This window comes from Pantoea wallisii, from assembly GCF_002095485.1.
Taxonomy (GTDB): Bacteria; Pseudomonadota; Gammaproteobacteria; order Enterobacterales; family Enterobacteriaceae; genus Pantoea; species Pantoea wallisii.
This window is the reverse complement of record NZ_MLFS01000023.1, coordinates 42,606-59,471: the sequence shown is the minus strand read 5'-3', so window position 1 is coordinate 59,471 and position 16,866 is coordinate 42,606. Positions and strand designations below refer to the sequence as shown.

Here is a 16,866-nt window from a genome sequence, read left to right as displayed (position 1 = left end):
CGCCGCCATGCGTGCGGGCACGCTGGCACCGGGTAAACGTATTCGTCCGCTGTTGCTGGTGCTGGCCGCACGCGATATGGGCTGCAATTTAGAGCAGCGCGCGGTGCTTGATCTCGCCTGTGCGGTTGAGATGGTTCATGCCGCTTCACTGATACTCGATGATATGCCCTCAATGGATAATGCGCAGATGCGGCGCGGTCGCCCAACGGTACATCGTGAGTTTGGCGAAGACGTGGCAATTCTGGCCGCTATCGCGCTGCTCAGTCGCGCTTTTGAAGTGATTGCCATCGCACCCGGTTTAGCGGCACTGCAAAAATCTGAAGCGATTGCTGAACTCTCATCCGCTGTAGGGCTGCAGGGCCTGGTACAGGGTCAGTTTCAGGATCTGCACGAAGGGGCGCAAAACCGTAGCCCGGATGCGATCGCCCTCACTAACGAGTTGAAAACCAGCGTGCTGTTTCGCGCCACGCTGCAGATGGCGGCGATTGCGGCCGATGCCTCGCCGCTGATGCGGCAAAAGCTCAGTTATTTTGCTCAGGAGCTCGGCCAGGCTTTTCAGCTGCTTGATGATCTTATCGACGGTTGTAAACACACCGGCAAAGATGTGCATCAGGATAAAGGTAAATCTACCCTGGTGCAGATGCTGGGTGTAGAGGGCGCCGAGCGCCGCCTGCGCGACCATTTACGCAGCGCTGACGCCCATCTGGCTGACGCCTGTCATCGTGGCGTAGCCACCCGTCACTATATGCACGCCCTGTTTAATCAACAGCTGGCGATGTTCAGCTGACCGCGCCTGTGGGGCATTTTGCCGTTATCGCGCCACCGCTTTACAGCCACTTTCAGGCGCTGCAGGCACTGGCGCAGGCGTTGCTGGCGCGCGGACATCACATCACCTTTATTCAACAGGCAGATGCGCGCACGTTGCTGAGTGATGAGCGGATCAATTTTGTTGTGGTGGGAGAGCAAACACACCCGGCAGGCTCGCTGGCGGCAGCGCTGCAGCGCCTCGCCGCACCCGGCGGCTTATCGCTGTTTCGGGTGATTCGCGATCTGGCGTCTGCAACCGATATGCTGTGCCGCGAGTTACCAAAGGTATTAACTGCGCTCAACGTTGATGGCGTGATTGCCGATCAAATGGAAGCCGCAGGAGGTTTAGTGGCCGAAGCGCTGGGCTTACCGTTTGTCTCGGTAGCCTGCGCCCTGCCGGTTAACCGTGAAGTCGGCATCCCATTGGCTGTGATGTCGTTCCGCTTTGGGCAGAATGAGAAAGACCTGAAGCGTTTCCAGGCCAGCAGCGATATATATGACCGGCTTATGCGTCGTCACGGCGAGGTGATTGCGCATCATGCGCGCGCCTTCGGACTGACAACGCGCCATGGTCTGCATCAGTGTCTGTCGCCGCTGGCGCAGATCAGTCAACTGGTACCCGCCTTTGATTTTCCGCGCCACCACTTACCCGCCTGCTTCCATTCGGTGCCCCTGCGAACAGAGAGCCCCGCCGGCGAACTGCCCGCCCCCTGGCCTGGCCTGCGCCAGCCGGTGGTGTATGCCTCGCTGGGTACACTGCAGGGCCGCCGTTTCCGCCTGTTTATGCGCCTGGCGCAGGCCTGCCGTAATCAGGGCCTGTCGCTGGTGGTTGCCCATTGCGGTGGATTAAATACCCGGCAGGTGCGTCAGCTGGAGCTGGCCGGGGCTGCCTGGGTTACGGATTTTGTCGATCAGCGTGCGGCGCTGCAGCATGCGCAGGTGTTCATCACCCACGCAGGTCTGAACAGCGCGCTGGAGTCACTTGCGTGCGGCACGCCGATGCTGGCGCTGCCCATCGCGTTTGACCAGCCCGGTGTCGCCGCCCGTATCGAATGGCACGGCATTGGCCGCCGCGCTTCGCGTTTTAGTCGCGTTAAGGTTCTGGAGCGTCATCTGCAACACTTACTCAATGACTCACGTTATCGGCTGCGCATGTCAGCCATGCAGGCTCAGCTACAGCGCGCCGGCGGCAGCGCGCGGGCAGCGGATATCGTTGAGCAGGCACTGTGCCAACAACAAGTTGTGCTGGCGGAGGCAACCTGATGCGTGAACAGTATGACCTGATTCTGGTAGGCGCGGGCCTGGCAAATGGGTTAATAGCCCTGCGTTTGCGCCAGTTACAGCCGCAGCTACGCATTCTGCTGCTGGAGAGCCAGACGCATCCGGCAGGCAACCATACCTGGTCTTTTCATCGTGACGATCTCACTGCTGCGCAGTTTCGCTGGCTGGAGCCCTGTATCTCAGCACGCTGGCCGGGTTATCAGGTGCGCTTTCCGGACCTGCGGCGCAATGTAACCGGTGAGTACTGCTCGATCGCCTCAGAGGCGTTTGCCCGTCATCTCTGTACCGTGCTGGGCGACGATCTGCGCACCGCGACGCCGGTCAGCGTGGTCGCGCCGGGCTCTGTGACGCTGGCTGATGGTCAGGTGCTGACGGCTCGTGCGGTCATTGATGGTCGCGGTCTGCAGGCTGTCCCGCATTTGCGGCTGGGCTATCAGGCATTTGTCGGACAAGAGTGGCAGCTGGCACAACCGCATGGTTTACAGCAGCCGATTCTGATGGATGCCACTGTTGATCAGCAGGCCGGCTACCGGTTTGTCTATACGCTGCCGCTCAGCGCCGATCGCCTGTTGATCGAAGACACTCACTACATTAATCAGTCAGCGCTGGATGAGGCGCAGGCACGGCGCAATATTACTGAGTATGCGCAGCAGCACGGCTGGACACCGCTTGAGCTTCTGCGTGAGGAGCGCGGCTCGCTGCCGATCACCCTCAGCGGCGATATCGATCGCTTCTGGCAGCAGCAGCGTGGTCAACCCTGCAGCGGCCTGCGTGCAGGCTTATTCCACGCCACTACCGGTTATTCACTCCCCGCAGCCGTGGCGCTTGCTGAGATTATCGCCCGTGATCTGCCGGCGGATGCCGCACACCTCAGTCAGCGCATTGAGACGTTTGCCCGCCAGCACTGGCGTGAGCAGCGCTTTTTCCGTCTGCTCAACCGAATGCTGTTTCTCGCCGGACGGCCTGAAAACCGCTGGCGCGTGATGCAGCGCTTTTACCGGCTCGATGCCGGACTCATCAGCCGCTTCTATGCCGGGCAGCTTCAGCTTCGTGATAAAGCACGCATTCTGTGTGGCAAACCGCCGGTGCCCGTTGGCGAAGCGGTACGCGCACTGTTGCAGACCTCACCGATACCAGGGAAGAAATAATGAAACGCACTTATGTGATTGGCGCGGGCTTTGGCGGCCTGGCGCTGGCGATCCGCCTGCAGACCGCGGGCATTCCAACCACCCTGCTGGAGCAGCGTGATAAACCCGGTGGCCGCGCTTACGCCTGGAAGGATCAGGGCTTTACCTTTGATGCCGGTCCGACGGTCATCACCGATCCCAGCGCGATTGAAGCGCTGTTTACCGCCGCAGGCCGTAAGCTCAGCGATTATGTTGACCTGATGCCCGTCACGCCGTTCTATCGCCTGTGCTGGGAAGATGGCGCGCGGCTCGATTACGACAACGATCAGGCCCGGCTGGAGCAGCAAATTGCCCGCTTTAACCCGCAGGATGTGGCCGGGTATCGTCAGTTTCTGGCCTATTCACAGGATGTGTTCAAAGAGGGCTATCTGAAGCTCGGTACGGTGCCGTTCCTCAATTTCCGCGACATGGTACGTGCCGGCCCGCAGCTTGGCCGCTTACAGGCCTGGCGCAGCGTCTATAGCATGGTAGCGAAGTTTATTCAGGACGATCACTTGCGTCAGGCCTTCTCTTTTCACTCGCTGCTGGTTGGCGGTAATCCTTTTGCAACGTCTTCGATCTATACCTTAATCCATGCGCTGGAGCGCGAATGGGGAGTATGGTTCCCGCGCGGTGGTACGGGCGCGCTGGTGGAAGGGATGGCTCAGCTGTTCCGCGATCTCGGAGGCGAGCTGTTGCTGAACGCGGAAGTGAGCCAGTTGGAGACGCAAAACAATCGCATTAGCGGCGTACAACTGAAAGATGGCCGCCGGTTTGACGCGGCCGCCGTGGCCTCCAATGCAGATGTGGTGCACACCTACGATCGCCTGCTGCCTGCGCATCCGGCTGCCCGCAAGCGGGCCGCCTCGCTGAAGCGTAAACGCATGAGCAACTCGCTGTTTGTGCTCTATTTCGGCCTGAATCAGCCCCATACGCAGCTGGCACACCATACCGTGTGCTTTGGGCCGCGCTATCGTGAGCTGATTGATGAAATTTTTAATAGCGATCAACTGGCTGACGACTTCTCGCTTTATCTGCACGCCCCCTGCAGCAGCGATCCTTCGCTGGCACCCGCAGGGTGTGGCAGTTTTTATGTCCTGGCGCCCGTGCCGCATCTGGGCACGGCAGCGATTGACTGGCATCAGGAAGGACCGCGTTTACGCGATCGCATTTTTGCTTATCTGGAGGAGCACTATATGCCGGGCCTGCGACAGCAACTGGTTACCCACAAAATGTTTACGCCGTTTGATTTCCGCGACACGCTGCATGCGCATCAGGGCTCCGCGTTTTCGCTTGAGCCCATTTTGACGCAAAGCGCCTGGTTCCGGCCGCACAATCGCGATGCCGATATCCGCAATCTCTACCTCGTCGGCGCGGGTACCCACCCCGGCGCGGGCGTGCCCGGCGTAATTGGCTCGGCGAAAGCCACCGCACAGCTGATGCTGGAGGATCTCGCCGGATGAACCAGCCGCCGCTGATTGAGCAGGTCACCCAAACCATGGCGCTGGGCTCAAAGAGCTTCGCCACCGCCGCCAAACTGTTTGATCCGCCCACGCGCCGCAGCACGCTGATGCTTTATGCCTGGTGCCGCCACTGTGATGATGTGATTGATGGTCAAACGCTGGGCGAAGGCGGCACGCAACATCAGGTTGCTGATGCGCAGGCGCGCATGCTACATCTGCAAATTGAAACCCGCCGCGCCTACAGCGGCGCCCATATGGATGAGCCCGCCTTTCGCGCATTTCAGGAAGTGGCCTTAACGCACCATCTGCCCCAGCAGCTGGCGTTTGATCATCTGGAGGGCTTTGCCATGGATACGCGCGACGAACGCTACAACAGTTTCGATGATACGCTGCGCTACTGCTATCACGTGGCGGGCGTCGTGGGCTTAATGATGGCGCGAGTCATGGGCGTGCGCGACGAAGCCATACTCGATCACGCCTGTGATTTAGGTCTGGCGTTTCAGCTGACTAATATTGCCCGTGACATCGTTGAGGACGCTGAGAATGGGCGCTGCTATCTGCCGCGTAGCTGGCTGGATAAGGCCGGCTTGCGCAGCGAGCAGTTGGCCGACCCGCAGCATCGCGCTGCACTGGCACCGCTGGCGGCGCGGCTGGTTAGCGAAGCAGAACCCTATTACCAATCGGCGCGTAGCGGCCTGCCGGATCTGCCGCTCCGCTCCGCCTGGGCGATTGCCACCGCGCGCGGCGTTTACCGTGAGATTGGCGTGAAAGTGCAGCATGCAGGCCCACGGGCGTGGGATGCGCGTCAACGCACCAGCAAGGGAGAGAAGCTGGCGCTGCTGGTAAAAGGCGCCGGCATGGCGCTTACTTCGCGCGTTTCTCGTCCCCAGGCGCGTCCGGTGGGGCTGTGGCAGCGCCCGCGTTAGGTTTACGCCCGTGGCGCTCGCGCAGCGTCGCCTGGAGCTTATGCAGCGGCGGGGCGTAGAGAAAACCAAAGGAGACGCACCCTTCCCGCCCGCGCACAGCGTGATGCATCCGGTGCGCCATGTAGAGTCGTTTCAGATAGCCCTTACGCGGGATATAACGAAACGGCCAGCGCTGATGCACCAGACCATCATGTACCATAAAGTAGAGCGCGCCGTAGGTTGTCATGCCCGCGCCTATCCACTGCAGTGGCCATATGCCGTTGACGCCCGCATAGATCAGGCCAATCGAGAGCAGCGCAAAGACCACCGCATAGAGATCGTTAAGTTCAAATTTGCTGTCGTGCGGTTCATGATGCGACAGGTGCCAGCCCCATCCCCAGCCATGCATGATGTACTTGTGCGACAGCGCCGCAATGATTTCCATTAACAACACGGTCGCCAGCAGGATGAGCGTATTCCATAACCAGAGCATTGATCGTCCATTTGCCATCAGAGGAACATTAAAGGTGGACGCGGAAGGGAGATGGCGCAAGTCGCGCAGCCGCATTTCGCTGTTTTACCGCACATGTCGATACTTTACATCACGTTAGCCGCTCGCTAGTATAGCGCCTCTTCAGCGGGCCTCTCCGCTGCGTACGCGTTAACGTCAATCAACGCACCATATGCAGAAACACTCTGCCTTATCTCTATGGTGCGACAATATGCCCCGTACTGCTTTAGCACACCACCCGGCTGTCCGTCAGTCAGGTTTTTTCCTGTTTTTACTGCTGTTGACCGCAGCGAACCTGCGCACTCCTGTTACGGCGACTGGCCCGGTGCTGGAGAATATCCGTCTGGCGTTTGGTCTTAGCGCCAGTGCCGCTGGCGTGCTCAATTTTTTACCGCTGCTGATGTTTGCCACGCTGGCACCGCCTGCGGCCTGGTCGGGCAACCGCTTCGGCCTGGAGCGCAGCTTGTGGGGCTCCCTGCTGCTGATCACCCTTGGATCACTGCTGCGCATCAGCGGCAGCGAGGCAGCCTTATGGGTCGGCACTCTGATTCTCAGCGCCGGCATCGCCGCAGCAAACGTGCTGTTGCCGCCCCTGATTAAACGGGACTACACCGCCCATACCGCACGCTATATCGGGCTGTACGCCATGACCATGGGGATCTCCGCCAGTATCGCATCAGGTGTCGCCGTGCCGCTGGCGGAGATCAGCCGTGCGGGCTGGCGCCTGTCGCTGGCGGTCTGGGTGATACCGGCGCTGGTCGCCCTGCTGGCTTGGCTGCCCCACTTGAAAAAACCGCAGGAGCAGGCACATACCTCCTCTTCCCGCCAGCCTGCACGCTCACCGTGGGGTTCGGCGCTGGGGTGGCAGGTCTCACTGTTTATGGCCTGCCAGTCGCTGCTGTTTTATACCCTGATCGGCTGGTTTACCCCGTTCGCACAGGATAACGGCATTAGCCAGCTGGAAGCGGGCGGCATGCTGTTCGTTTATCAGATCGTCGCGATTGCCTCTAACCTTGCTTGTATGAGCGCGCTGAAGCGGATGGCCGACCAACGTCTGATGGGTTTTCTCGCCTCGCTCTCGATCTTCATCGCCGTTGCCGGACTACTGCTGGCGCCGTCGTGGTCGCTGCTGTGGCTGATTCTGGCCGGGCTGGGCGCGGGCGCATCGCTGCTGATTAGCCTGTCACTGTTTAATCTGCGCACGCAGGATCATCATCAGGCGTCGAAGCTCTCCGGTATGGCACAGTGCGTCGGGTATGGACTGGCAGCCCTGGGGCCGCTCTGCTTTGGCATGCTGCATGATGCCAGCGGTAACTGGCAGCTGCCGCTTATCATGCTTCTGCTGGTGACCACCGTGCAGATGGTTATGGCGACGCTGGCGGGGCGGGCGCGCCACATTTGATATTAATCTGGCCGGAACGCCTGCACGGCAGCGCAGGTTAACGCATCCTGCGCGGTCGCGTTGAGTAACGCTCCGAGTAATCCGGGAAAACGTGCCTCAAGATCGTCGCGCCGCAGCGACAGCAGGTTCTCCCGGCCGGATGGTTTCTGCCAGATGACACCGCTGTCGCGCAGCACGCGCCAGTGGTGAGTCAGCGTTGATTTCGACACCCCTTTTACCAGTGATCCGCAGGGATGTTCACCGCCGTCGGCAAGCACCGCGATCACCGCCATGCGCAGCGGATTACCCAGTGCGGTAAGTACCTGTTCCAGCCGAATCGCTGCTCGCTGTGGGTGGTTCTCCAGCATAGGCTGCCTCAGTCGCTTAAAAGATGAATTATCCGTGAGCCCTTTCCGGATGTACAGCGCGTGGCTCGCAGCCCCGCTTTATTCAACATTCTGCTAACTAAAACCCTCAAAGTGCCGATATTCCTTCATCTGCCTCTTTTTCCGATGCGCTGCGTGTCGGATTGCTTTTAGATTAAGGATAATAAGATGAACATCTCCCAACGTCTGTTCCTGAACTTCTCCATGCTTTTTGCGGCCATCATCCTGCAGGCCGTACTGGCGATCTCGCTGCTTGCCGGCTTTCAGGACCGCTTTGAATACGTGCAGGCTAACGCCATTCCCTCCATCAAGGATCTGGGTAAACTGATTGACCAGAGTAACCAGCTGGCGCTGACGCTCTATAAGCATCAGAGTCAACTGCAGGACAGCGGAATGCCGGCCGTAGAGACGGCGATCAATCAACAGATCGCCGGCCTGAAGACACTAACGGATTACTACATGGCACATGATATCTCCAATGCGGAAGATGAGCGTCTTACCCACGTCGCGCTGGAAAATATTCAACAGATATCGGCTGCCCTGCCCGCCTTTCTCACGGCTTCACGCAGTCATCAGAGTGCCACCACGCTCGAGCTGATTGAGGGGCAAGCGGGTATCGGCGCGGTGATTCGTCAGCTTATCAGCAGTTACCAGAAGCAGCTGGCGCTGAACATTGCGATTGGTGATGAACTGCGCGCCACCAACCGCAGCACCTTCCACAATGTGTTACTGACCACCATCGCTGGCGTGGCGGCTACGGTAATTATTTTGGGCCTGTTCGCGCTGTTTACCGTATTGCGGATTCGCCGCAGCCTCTCTGCGGTGGGTGACGTGATGATGCGCGCCAGCGAAAATCTGGACCTGACGCTAACAGCGGATGAGGACCGTCGCGATGAGGTTGGAAAAATGGCGCACGCTTTCAACCTTTTAATGCGTAGCGTGGCAAATTCACTCGCCTCCGTGCGTAACGCATCGCAATCGGTCAGCAGCGCATCGCTACAGATTTACGCCGGTAACGAGGATCTCTCTTCACGTACTGAACAGCAGGCGGCCTCGCTGGAGCAAACGGCCGCCAGCATGACCGAGCTGGGTGAAACGGTGCGCCAGACCGCGGATAACACCCGACAGGCGAGCCAGCTGGCAGCCAATGCCAGTGCGTTATCGGAGAAAAGCGGCGGTTCGCTGGGCACCATGCTCTCCACGATGGATGATATTCGCGGCAGTTCGCGTAAAGTGACCGAGATTGTATCGATGATTGAAGGCATCGCGTTCCAGACTAATATTCTGGCACTTAACGCAGCGGTAGAAGCCGCACGTGCGGGCGAGCACGGTAAAGGCTTTGCCGTGGTGGCCGGTGAAGTGCGTAGCCTGTCGCAGCGCTCTACTTCTGCTGCTCGGGAGATCAAAGCGCTGATTGAGGAGGCACACCGCCTGACCGAAGCCGGTGCAACGCAGGCCAGCGATGTGAGTCGCAACATGAATGAGATGAACGAGGCCATTCATCAGGTGAGTGAGCTGATGAGTGAAATTGCCGCCGCCGCCGTCGAGCAGAGCCAGGGCATTACGCAGGTGCAGCAGGCGGTTAATCAGATGGATGATGTTACCCAGCAGAACGCCGCGCTGGTTGAAGAGGCGTCAGCGGCCTCGCAGTCCCTGCAGGAGCAGGCCCAGAACCTCAACCAACTGGTCGGTAAATTTGTGCTGGAGGGTGTGGCGCATCAGCCCATGCGACCTGCTGCAACGCCAGCAGAACCAGCGAAGCCGGCGCGTCTGGCCGTGGCGAACAGTGCTGACTGGCAAAGTTTCTGATTGGCTTCACCTCCGCATTCCGCATGCGGAGGTGCTTTCTGCCGCTTAACGCGTTACCCTTTGCGCTTCTGCCGGAGGGATAATGAGCGACACGCGCGACATCAAAACTGCCATACTGGAAGCCACGCTGACGGTGATTATCAACCAGGGCGTGCGCGGCACCACCTATCGCCGCGTAGCAGAACAGGCGGCGCTCTCACCCGGCACACTCACCTATCACTTCCCGCAAACCGATCGCCTGCTGATGGCTGCGTTCAGCTATATGGTGGATAATATTGCCCACGCTTTCCGTCTCCGTATGCAAAGCGTGAACGATCTCGCCAGCGCCTGCGAAGCGGTGGTTGATTTAATCTGCGGGGATATCTGGGTAAGCCAGCGCCATCTGGTACTGAGTTTTGAACTCTACTCGCTTGCTGCACGTAAAGCGCCGTTTCGGGCCCTGCTCCAGCAGTGGATGGCGCGCAGCCGCGAATCTTTACAGCTCTGTTTTTCGCCTGAAACCGCCTGCGCGCTGGACGCCCTGATAGAAGGGTTTACCATCCATAATCTTCTGAATGACACGCCTGTCAGCCGCACTTCAGTACTGAACGCCGTGCAGAAAATCGCTGCCGATTAATCAATCCCCAAGAGTAAAAATGAACTGTTGGGTGGCGGAAGATTTTTGTACTATCATCTCGTACACCTGTACGACAAACAAGGATTGCTATGGATCTTCAGCAACAGCAGCGGAGTAAATGGGCGATATATGGCCTGATGTTTATTCCCGGTTTTACCTGGGCTTCGTGGGTCAGCCGCACACCGTTTATGCGCGATGTGTTGCATGCTTCTACGGAGATGATGGGCATGATCCTGTTTGGTTTCTCCTGCGGGTCGATGCTGGGTGTGCTGCTGGCGGGCAAACTGATCGCCCAGTTTGGCACCCAGCGTGTGATGCGCTATGGCTACGCCCTGCTGTTATGTGGCCTGCTGGTGATGGCCGGGGCACTCACGCTGGCCAGCAGCGGGGCCGTATTTGCCAGCCTGGTGCTGCTTGGCGGCGGCACGGCACTGATGGATGTGGTGATTAACGTGGAAGGCGCAGCGTTTGAGCGCCGTATCAGCCGCTCAATCATGACGACTATTCACGGCTTTTTCAGCTTCGGTACGCTGATTGGTGCGCTCTCAGGCCTGGCGATGACCGCTGCCAATATCAGCATCAGCTGGCATTTTTCCGCCGTGCTGGTGGTTAACCTGTTGATAGCACTGACCGCCCTGCGCCACCTGCCTGCCACCAGCGACAGTGAGCGCAGCGAGCAGGATCATCAGGGCGGTTTCTTGTCTCAGGTTGGGCGTGAACTACGCGATCGCCAGCTGCTGATTCTTGGCGTGGTGATTCTGGCGATGGCGCTGGCGGAAGGCTCAGCCAATGACTGGTTGCCTTTACTGATGATCGATGGTCATAACCTGAATCCTACGCAGAGTACGCTGGTATATGCGGGCTTTACTGCGGGCATGACGCTGGGACGTTTTCTGGGTGGCTATGTGGTTGATCGCCTTGGTCGCGTTCGGGTGCTTCGCGCCAGCGCGTTTTCAGCTGCGCTGGGCCTGGCCATGGTGATCTTCTCTGATAATGCCTGGCTGGCTGCTGCCGCAGTGTTGTTCTGGGGCATCGGTGCCTCACTGGGTTTCCCGCTGACCGTCTCTGCCGCCGGCGACGGCAACAACAGCGCGGTACGTGTCACTATCGCCGCTACGCTGGGCTATATGGCCTTTCTGGTGGGCCCGCCCGCGCTGGGCTTTATCGGTGAACATGCCGGTCTGCGTATGGCGATGCTGCCGGTATTTATTATGGTACTGCTGGCGCTGCTGTGCGCCGGTTCAGCGGGCAGGCAGAAATCTGCGAACGCTTAGCTGTCTGCACTGTTCTGCACGCCTGAGATCGCGGATAAAGCTGGCCGTCCTGCGGGACAGCCAGTTTTTATCCGGTTACCGATCAGCTCTGCGCAGCAGTAAATGTCGGGTTTTAACGCTCTCTGCCCGATGGGCCAGGTAACGCACGCGGAAGATATCGTGGCGGGTAATCACCCCGGCAACCTTGCCGCTCTCTGCGTTCGTCACCACCACCATACTTGCCTCTTCACTAAAGATGTAGTCGGCAATCTCACTGCACAGGGTATCGGGATGGCACTCAGACCACGCTCATCGCCTATTAACTGTTGCAGGGTGATATCCGTTGCGCGCGCTTGCAGCTGCCAGTGAATAACATCTTTACGCGACACTACCGCCAGAAATACGCCCTGCGCATCCACTACCGGATAGTGGTGATGAGCGGTTAAATCCATCATCACATCGGCCACGTCGCTAAGCAACATCGAGGCCGGTAACGTCGCAGGCGCCGCTGACATAATTTGCTGCGCCTTTGTGGTTTCCAGCGTATCAGTGGCGTACTCCTGCACGATATGGTGACCGCGCCGCGCCAGGCGCTCCGTAAAAATGGACCGTGGCATCAGCAGCACGCTCACCGCATAAGAGGCCACGGCTGCACCCAGTGCCATGGGCAGCAGATCGAAATGCCCGGTGACCTCGACCGCAAACAGAGTACCGGTCAGCGGTGCACGCATCGCGCCGCTGAGCGTCCCGGCCATGCCGGCCATCACCAGCATTCCGCCATAACCTGGCAGCCAGTGAGCCAGTATCGCGCCGGTAGCACCGCCAATAATCAGCAGCGGCGCAACCACGCCGCCAGACGTGCCCGAACCCAGTGAAACCAGCCACACCAGGCTTTTCACCAGCAGCAGCGAGCAGATTACTCTGAACGCCAGCGAGCCATCCAGCAGACTCTGAATGCTGGCATACCCCGCCCCCAGCACGCGCGGTTCAATAAGCGCGCCAGCCCCGACAATCAGCGAGCCGAGCGCGGGCCACCACATCCAGTGCACCGGCAGCTGATGAAACAGCTCTTCAATCCGATAGAGACTTTTGGACAGCATCACGGCCATCACGCCGGTTACGACGCCCAGCGCCACCGCCGCGATAATATGTCCGGGTTGCAGAGGCGTCGTCAGACTGAACGGGAAGATAGCGGTTGCACCCAGTAATGCGTTACGCCAGCACCAGGAGACTACGGTAGCCGTTACCACCGGAATGAGGCTACGCGGCTTCCATTCGAACAGGAGAACCTCCAACGCCAGCAGCACGGCGGCTATTGGCGCGTTGAAAATAGCCGTCATTCCCGCTGCCGCGCCTGCCACCAGCAGCGTCTTGCGCTCTGCGGCGCTGAGATGAAACAGCTGAGCAAACAGCGAACCGATCGCCCCGCCGGTCATAATAATCGGTCCTTCCGCACCAAATGGGCCGCCGCTACCAATTGAAACCGCCGAAGAGAGCGGTTTAAGCAGCGCCACTTTAGGTGACATCCGGCTCTCGCTATATAAAATCGCTTCGATGGCTTCCGGGATGCCGTGCCCGCGAATTTTTTCTGAGCCGAAACGTGCCATCATGCCGATGATCAGACTCCCCAATACCGGCGCAGCCAGCGTATGCAGCGTCCCGGCATCACCCGGCATCGACTGTTCGGCAAAAGAGAATTGCTGATACCAGAACAGGTTGGTCATCAGCGCAATCAGCCGCAATAACACAATGGCCCCGATTGCGCCGCCAGTGCCTATAAGCGTGCTCATGAGCGCGAGTATAATCACGCGCTTTGTTACCGTATGGTCAGCAAGTTTTGGCCGAAGCGGGGAAGCGGAGAAGTGATCCCGCATAGTGTGTTTCCTCGTTACATCTGTGAAACGCGCAATTTACATCGCATTACGATATAAATTCAACATTGAAAGGTTTACAACATGTCACAACCGCATATGAGCGATGCCGATTACGCCCTGCTGGCCGATTTCCGTGCCACACTGCGTGAATTTATGGCTTTTAGCGAAAATCAGGCACGCAGTATGGGCCTGACACCGCAACAGCATCAGGCGCTACTGACTATCCGCGGTACGGAGTTAGGTAGGGCAACCGTGGGATATGTCGCAGAGCGGATGATGCTTAAACCGCATAGCGCTTCAGGGTTACTTAGCCGGTTAGAGGAGGCGGGACTGATTATACGTGAGCAGGATAAGCGCGATCAGCGTAAAACGTTTCTCCGCCTCACGGCGGAAGCGGAGAGCGTACTGGAGTCGCTGTCACTGGCGCATCTTGAAGAGCTTGGCAATCTCAAGCCGCTACTGCTGCAGATGATCAACCAGTTTTGTTGAGTGTTATGGCGGGCTTTAGCGCGCGAACTGCGCAATCGCCTGATCAACCGGCGTTTCGCCTTCCGTGAGCTCAATGATCACACGCGAAACGGCTGGCTGGTTGATGATAGCGGCCAGCGCGGCGGCAACATCGTCACGGGTGACGTTGCCATACGGAATAGCCAGCCCGGCGTAAACACTGCCGCTGCCTGCTTCGTCTGTCAGCGTGGCGGGCCGCAGAATCACCCAATCCAGTGGACTACTGGCCAGCGCGACATCCGCCATTTTCTTTACCCGCATGTAATTTTCGAAAGTATCTGAAAGATTCTTACCGCGCCCCGCCTCCGGGAAAGCAGAGACCATGACAAAGCGGTGAATACCGGCCTGCCGGGCAGCGGCGATCGCTTTCACTGCGCCTTCACCATCAATCGCGTTGGTCATCGCTTCGCCGCCTTTTCCCCCCGCGCCGGCAGTGAAAACCACCGTATCGCTGCCCTGCATCAGCGCAGCCAGCGCCTGGCTATCAAGGGAGACTAAATCGCCTTCCACCGGGCTGGCGCCTGTTTGACGGAGTTCGGCTTCCTGCTGCGGCTGGCGATAGAGCGGACGCGCAGTGTGTCCATCCGAGACGAGAGTTTTTGCCAAACGGCGGCCAATTTTTCCTGCGCCACCAATAATAAATACGTTACTCATAGCGTGTTCTCCCCTGGTGTACATAGTCAGTCATAAAGGGATTAACTATAGCCGACGCGGCTGGCATTGACCCTGCCGGCTGTAATCCGGATAATTTGGAAATGGTTACTCAACTATATGCTGCTGATGACAAATAATCCGAACACGGCTAAACAGCCAAAAGAGCGCGGTCGTCCGCGTAACTTTGATATTGATGATGCGCTTGATAACGCAATGATCGTGTTTCGTCAGAAAGGTTTTCATGCCGCTTCGATTAATGATTTAGGCGCAGCGATGAACCTGACAGCCGGCAGTATTTATAAAGCCTTTCAGGATAAGCGCTCACTCTTTTTACGGGTATTTGAACGCTATATCCTGCTGCGGAATACTGACTTACGCGCGCGCCTGCAACACTACCCTACCGGCCGCGAGCGTATTGCTGAATTACTTCAGTTTTACCTGGACTCTGCCAGCGAAATTGAAGGCCGCCGCGGTTGCCTGGTGGTTGGCAGTACCGTTGAACTGCAAACGCTGGATGAAGAGCTTTCGCGATTAGTGCGCGAAGCCGTTATGCGTAATCGCAACTTTTTAACCTCCCTGATTCAGCAAGGGCAAGAGGACGGTTCAATCTCTTCGCGCCTCAATCCTGATACGGCTGCCGGCCTGTTATTGTGCGTGGCATTTGGCATGCGCGTTGTCGGTAAAATTCAGGATGTGACTAATGGCGAGGAAACCATTAATATGGTGCTCAGCATCCTGGATTAATTCATTTGGCCTATTAGGAAATATCCATTTCCTAATTGAGTGCATAATGTTTAATCCTTCAAATACGTGGAATAAAAAGCATAATACCTATAAATATCAATAAGATAGAATACAAATACAGAGTGGCGCCGGAGGTTGAGTGAAGAAAGATGGCGTTGAAGGTGCGGATGAAATATATGTTCTGTTGGGTGAAGTGATTACCCAAATTTTAAAACCAGGTGAGGATCTCTCCCTCCAGGAAATTATTGGCGCACTTTATCGGGCCGGTCTGCGTGCCAGTAATCCTGAAATACAGCAGGTGTGCGAAAAAGCGATACAGCTGCTGGCCAAAAAATTGAATTAAAGGCTCAGAAATATCTTATGCAGACATCTGTAATCACGGGTTGCTGCCAAAATTAACCCTGACAGTAGCAGAGTAAATATGAAGCAATATGACCCCTTACAAAACAATGCCCGTTGCGTTGATAACAACATAGCGGCGTCATTACAGGCGCAGGAGCATGAGACCCTGGGCAACCTGGTGCAGGAGATTCTGGCGTCAGGTAAAACGCTTAGTCGCAAAACATTATGTATTGCGCTGTTAGCCCGGCTGGATAATTGTGAAGACCTGCTGATGAAACAGCATTATGAGAATATTTTCCCGCTGCTGCTGGGGCGTCAGGATTCATGATCCCCGCCGTTGCACATTAACTGCAACGGCGCGCTTGTGCCGCATTTTGCTCTCTTCTTAGCCACACCGGCTTATTCCTTTTATCGCTGCGCAGCATTCGGTTAATTGATAACCATCCTCAAGATGCATACCGCTGATCTGACAACCGCGCTGCACACACCTATTTACTGACTGACGATACCAGAATCGAAAATGCTTTGATTAAAAGAGCTAAGGTCAGACCAGGCTGCAAAATATGTTCTATGCTTATCTCTGGTATCAAGACAAATCAGGGAAAAAATCATGAAGAAGATGACTGTCGCAGCATTATTACTCACCTCACTTTTCGCCGTTACCGGCTGCTCTTCTAACCAGGCGATCAAAACTTCCGATGGGCGCACGATTGTGACCGACGGTAAACCACAGGTTGATAGCGATACGGGTTTGGTTTCGTATAAAGATGCGCAAACCGGCAAAACCGAGCAGATCAACCGTGATCAGATCACCAATATGAGTGAACTAAATAACTGATCCATCAATCAAGGAGAGTACAATGAAGAAGGTTATTTTAATTCCGTTAGCAGCCCTGGTGGCACTGAGCGCATTAACCGGATGTACCCGTACCAGCTACGCGATTCATACTAACGATGGACGCACGATTGTCAGCGATGGCAAACCTCAGGAAGCTGAAACCGGTCTGTTGGGTTATATCGATGCCAACGGTGTGAAGCAGCAGATTAATAAGTCGGACGTTAAAGAAGTATCAGAAATACCTCATTAATCTTCCGTTTAATAAGCCCGCACTGCGGGCTTAATGACTCCTCGTTGCAATCTTCCTGTCAGGCACAATCTTTTTCTGC

Annotated in this window: 20 protein-coding genes; 15 read left to right on the top strand and 5 right to left on the bottom strand. The window is 57.2% G+C overall.

The features are described 5' to 3' along the window. The 5 genes from HA48_RS10435 to crtB all read left to right on the top strand — a co-directional run. Positions 1 to 787 (top strand): polyprenyl synthetase family protein (locus HA48_RS10435; protein WP_167377146.1); only part of this gene is annotated, 787 nt, incomplete at its 5' end. 8 nt (positions 788 to 795) lie between these two features. After that, positions 796 to 2,070: a glycosyltransferase gene (locus tag HA48_RS10430; protein WP_128601255.1), complete on the top strand. Its 1,275-nt coding sequence runs from the start codon at positions 796 to 798 to the stop codon at positions 2,068 to 2,070. After that, positions 2,070 to 3,236, top strand: coding sequence for a lycopene beta-cyclase CrtY (crtY, locus tag HA48_RS10425; protein ID WP_128601254.1), 1,167 nt, complete (start codon positions 2,070 to 2,072; stop codon positions 3,234 to 3,236). Before HA48_RS10430 ends, crtY begins: the two co-directional genes overlap by 1 nt. Continuing rightward, entirely contained in the window at positions 3,236 to 4,717 is a 1,482-nt protein-coding gene (locus tag HA48_RS10420) for a phytoene desaturase (protein ID WP_128601253.1), read from the top strand. The genes crtY and HA48_RS10420 overlap by 1 nt, the downstream gene beginning before the upstream one ends. Next, positions 4,714 to 5,643, top strand: a complete 930-nt coding sequence (crtB, locus tag HA48_RS10415) for a 15-cis-phytoene synthase CrtB (RefSeq protein WP_128601252.1) — start codon at positions 4,714 to 4,716, stop codon at positions 5,641 to 5,643. Before HA48_RS10420 ends, crtB begins: the two co-directional genes overlap by 4 nt. Here the strand turns inward: crtB and HA48_RS10410 are convergent. Continuing rightward, positions 5,582 to 6,115: a sterol desaturase family protein gene (locus tag HA48_RS10410; protein WP_128601251.1), complete on the bottom strand. Its 534-nt coding sequence runs from the start codon at positions 6,113 to 6,115 to the stop codon at positions 5,582 to 5,584. The genes crtB and HA48_RS10410 overlap by 62 nt on opposite strands. Positions 6,116 to 6,344: 229 nt before the next feature. On the opposite strand from HA48_RS10410, the gene HA48_RS10405 reads away from it, so the two are divergent. Then, entirely contained in the window at positions 6,345 to 7,535 is a 1,191-nt protein-coding gene (locus HA48_RS10405) for an MFS transporter (protein WP_128601250.1), read from the top strand. Between the two features lie 2 nt (positions 7,536 to 7,537). On the opposite strand, the gene HA48_RS10400 is transcribed toward HA48_RS10405, so the two are convergent. After that, positions 7,538 to 7,882, bottom strand: coding sequence for an ArsR/SmtB family transcription factor (locus HA48_RS10400; RefSeq protein WP_128601249.1), 345 nt, complete (start codon positions 7,880 to 7,882; stop codon positions 7,538 to 7,540). 186 nt (positions 7,883 to 8,068) lie between these two features. Here HA48_RS10400 and HA48_RS10395 point away from each other — a divergent pair, with 186 nt between their 5' ends. From HA48_RS10395 to HA48_RS10385, 3 genes are all read left to right on the top strand, one after another. Next, positions 8,069 to 9,709 carry a methyl-accepting chemotaxis protein gene (locus HA48_RS10395; RefSeq protein WP_128601248.1) on the top strand — a complete coding sequence of 547 codons (1,641 nt, stop codon included), beginning with the start codon at positions 8,069 to 8,071 and terminating at the stop codon, positions 9,707 to 9,709. Between the two features lie 82 nt (positions 9,710 to 9,791). Further along, the gene (locus HA48_RS10390) at positions 9,792 to 10,325 is read left to right on the top strand and encodes a TetR/AcrR family transcriptional regulator (protein WP_128601247.1); all 534 of its coding nucleotides are present in this window, start codon (positions 9,792 to 9,794) and stop codon (positions 10,323 to 10,325) included. A gap of 89 nt (positions 10,326 to 10,414) precedes the next feature. Beyond that, positions 10,415 to 11,599: an MFS transporter gene (locus HA48_RS10385; RefSeq protein ID WP_128601246.1), complete on the top strand. Its 1,185-nt coding sequence runs from the start codon at positions 10,415 to 10,417 to the stop codon at positions 11,597 to 11,599. A 75-nt stretch (positions 11,600 to 11,674) separates the two neighbouring features. Here HA48_RS10385 and HA48_RS22465 read toward each other — a convergent pair whose 3' ends face one another. Together HA48_RS22465 and HA48_RS10375 are read right to left on the bottom strand one after the other, a co-directional pair. Then, positions 11,675 to 11,815 (bottom strand): hypothetical protein, encoded by a 141-nt coding sequence (locus HA48_RS22465; protein WP_128601245.1) that lies wholly within the window; start codon positions 11,813 to 11,815, stop codon positions 11,675 to 11,677. Further along, positions 11,803 to 13,368: a chloride channel protein gene (locus tag HA48_RS10375; RefSeq protein WP_244182828.1), complete on the bottom strand. Its 1,566-nt coding sequence runs from the start codon at positions 13,366 to 13,368 to the stop codon at positions 11,803 to 11,805. The genes HA48_RS22465 and HA48_RS10375 overlap by 13 nt, the downstream gene beginning before the upstream one ends. 165 nt (positions 13,369 to 13,533) lie before the next feature. Between HA48_RS10375 and HA48_RS10370 the strand changes: the two genes are divergently transcribed. After that, the gene (locus tag HA48_RS10370) at positions 13,534 to 13,941 is read left to right on the top strand and encodes a MarR family winged helix-turn-helix transcriptional regulator (RefSeq protein WP_128601243.1); all 408 of its coding nucleotides are present in this window, start codon (positions 13,534 to 13,536) and stop codon (positions 13,939 to 13,941) included. Between the two features lie 15 nt (positions 13,942 to 13,956). On the opposite strand, the gene HA48_RS10365 is transcribed toward HA48_RS10370, so the two are convergent. Further along, positions 13,957 to 14,613 (bottom strand): SDR family oxidoreductase, encoded by a 657-nt coding sequence (locus HA48_RS10365; RefSeq protein WP_128601242.1) that lies wholly within the window; start codon positions 14,611 to 14,613, stop codon positions 13,957 to 13,959. Between the two features lie 126 nt (positions 14,614 to 14,739). Here HA48_RS10365 and HA48_RS10360 point away from each other — a divergent pair, with 126 nt between their 5' ends. From HA48_RS10360 to HA48_RS10340, 5 genes are all read left to right on the top strand, one after another. Further along, on the top strand, positions 14,740 to 15,357 hold the full coding sequence (locus HA48_RS10360; RefSeq protein ID WP_128601259.1) for a TetR/AcrR family transcriptional regulator: 618 nt from the start codon (positions 14,740 to 14,742) through the stop codon (positions 15,355 to 15,357). 139 nt (positions 15,358 to 15,496) lie between these two features. Continuing rightward, positions 15,497 to 15,700: a hypothetical protein gene (locus tag HA48_RS10355; RefSeq protein ID WP_128601241.1), complete on the top strand. Its 204-nt coding sequence runs from the start codon at positions 15,497 to 15,499 to the stop codon at positions 15,698 to 15,700. A gap of 78 nt (positions 15,701 to 15,778) precedes the next feature. Next, on the top strand, positions 15,779 to 16,027 hold the full coding sequence (locus tag HA48_RS10350; protein WP_128601240.1) for a biofilm development regulator YmgB/AriR family protein: 249 nt from the start codon (positions 15,779 to 15,781) through the stop codon (positions 16,025 to 16,027). 282 nt (positions 16,028 to 16,309) lie between these two features. Further along, positions 16,310 to 16,537 (top strand): YgdI/YgdR family lipoprotein, encoded by a 228-nt coding sequence (locus tag HA48_RS10345; RefSeq protein WP_128601239.1) that lies wholly within the window; start codon positions 16,310 to 16,312, stop codon positions 16,535 to 16,537. Positions 16,538 to 16,559: 22 nt separating this feature from the next. Beyond that, positions 16,560 to 16,787, top strand: a complete 228-nt coding sequence (locus HA48_RS10340) for a YgdI/YgdR family lipoprotein (protein ID WP_128601238.1) — start codon at positions 16,560 to 16,562, stop codon at positions 16,785 to 16,787. The last annotated feature ends 79 nt before the right edge of the window (positions 16,788 to 16,866 follow it).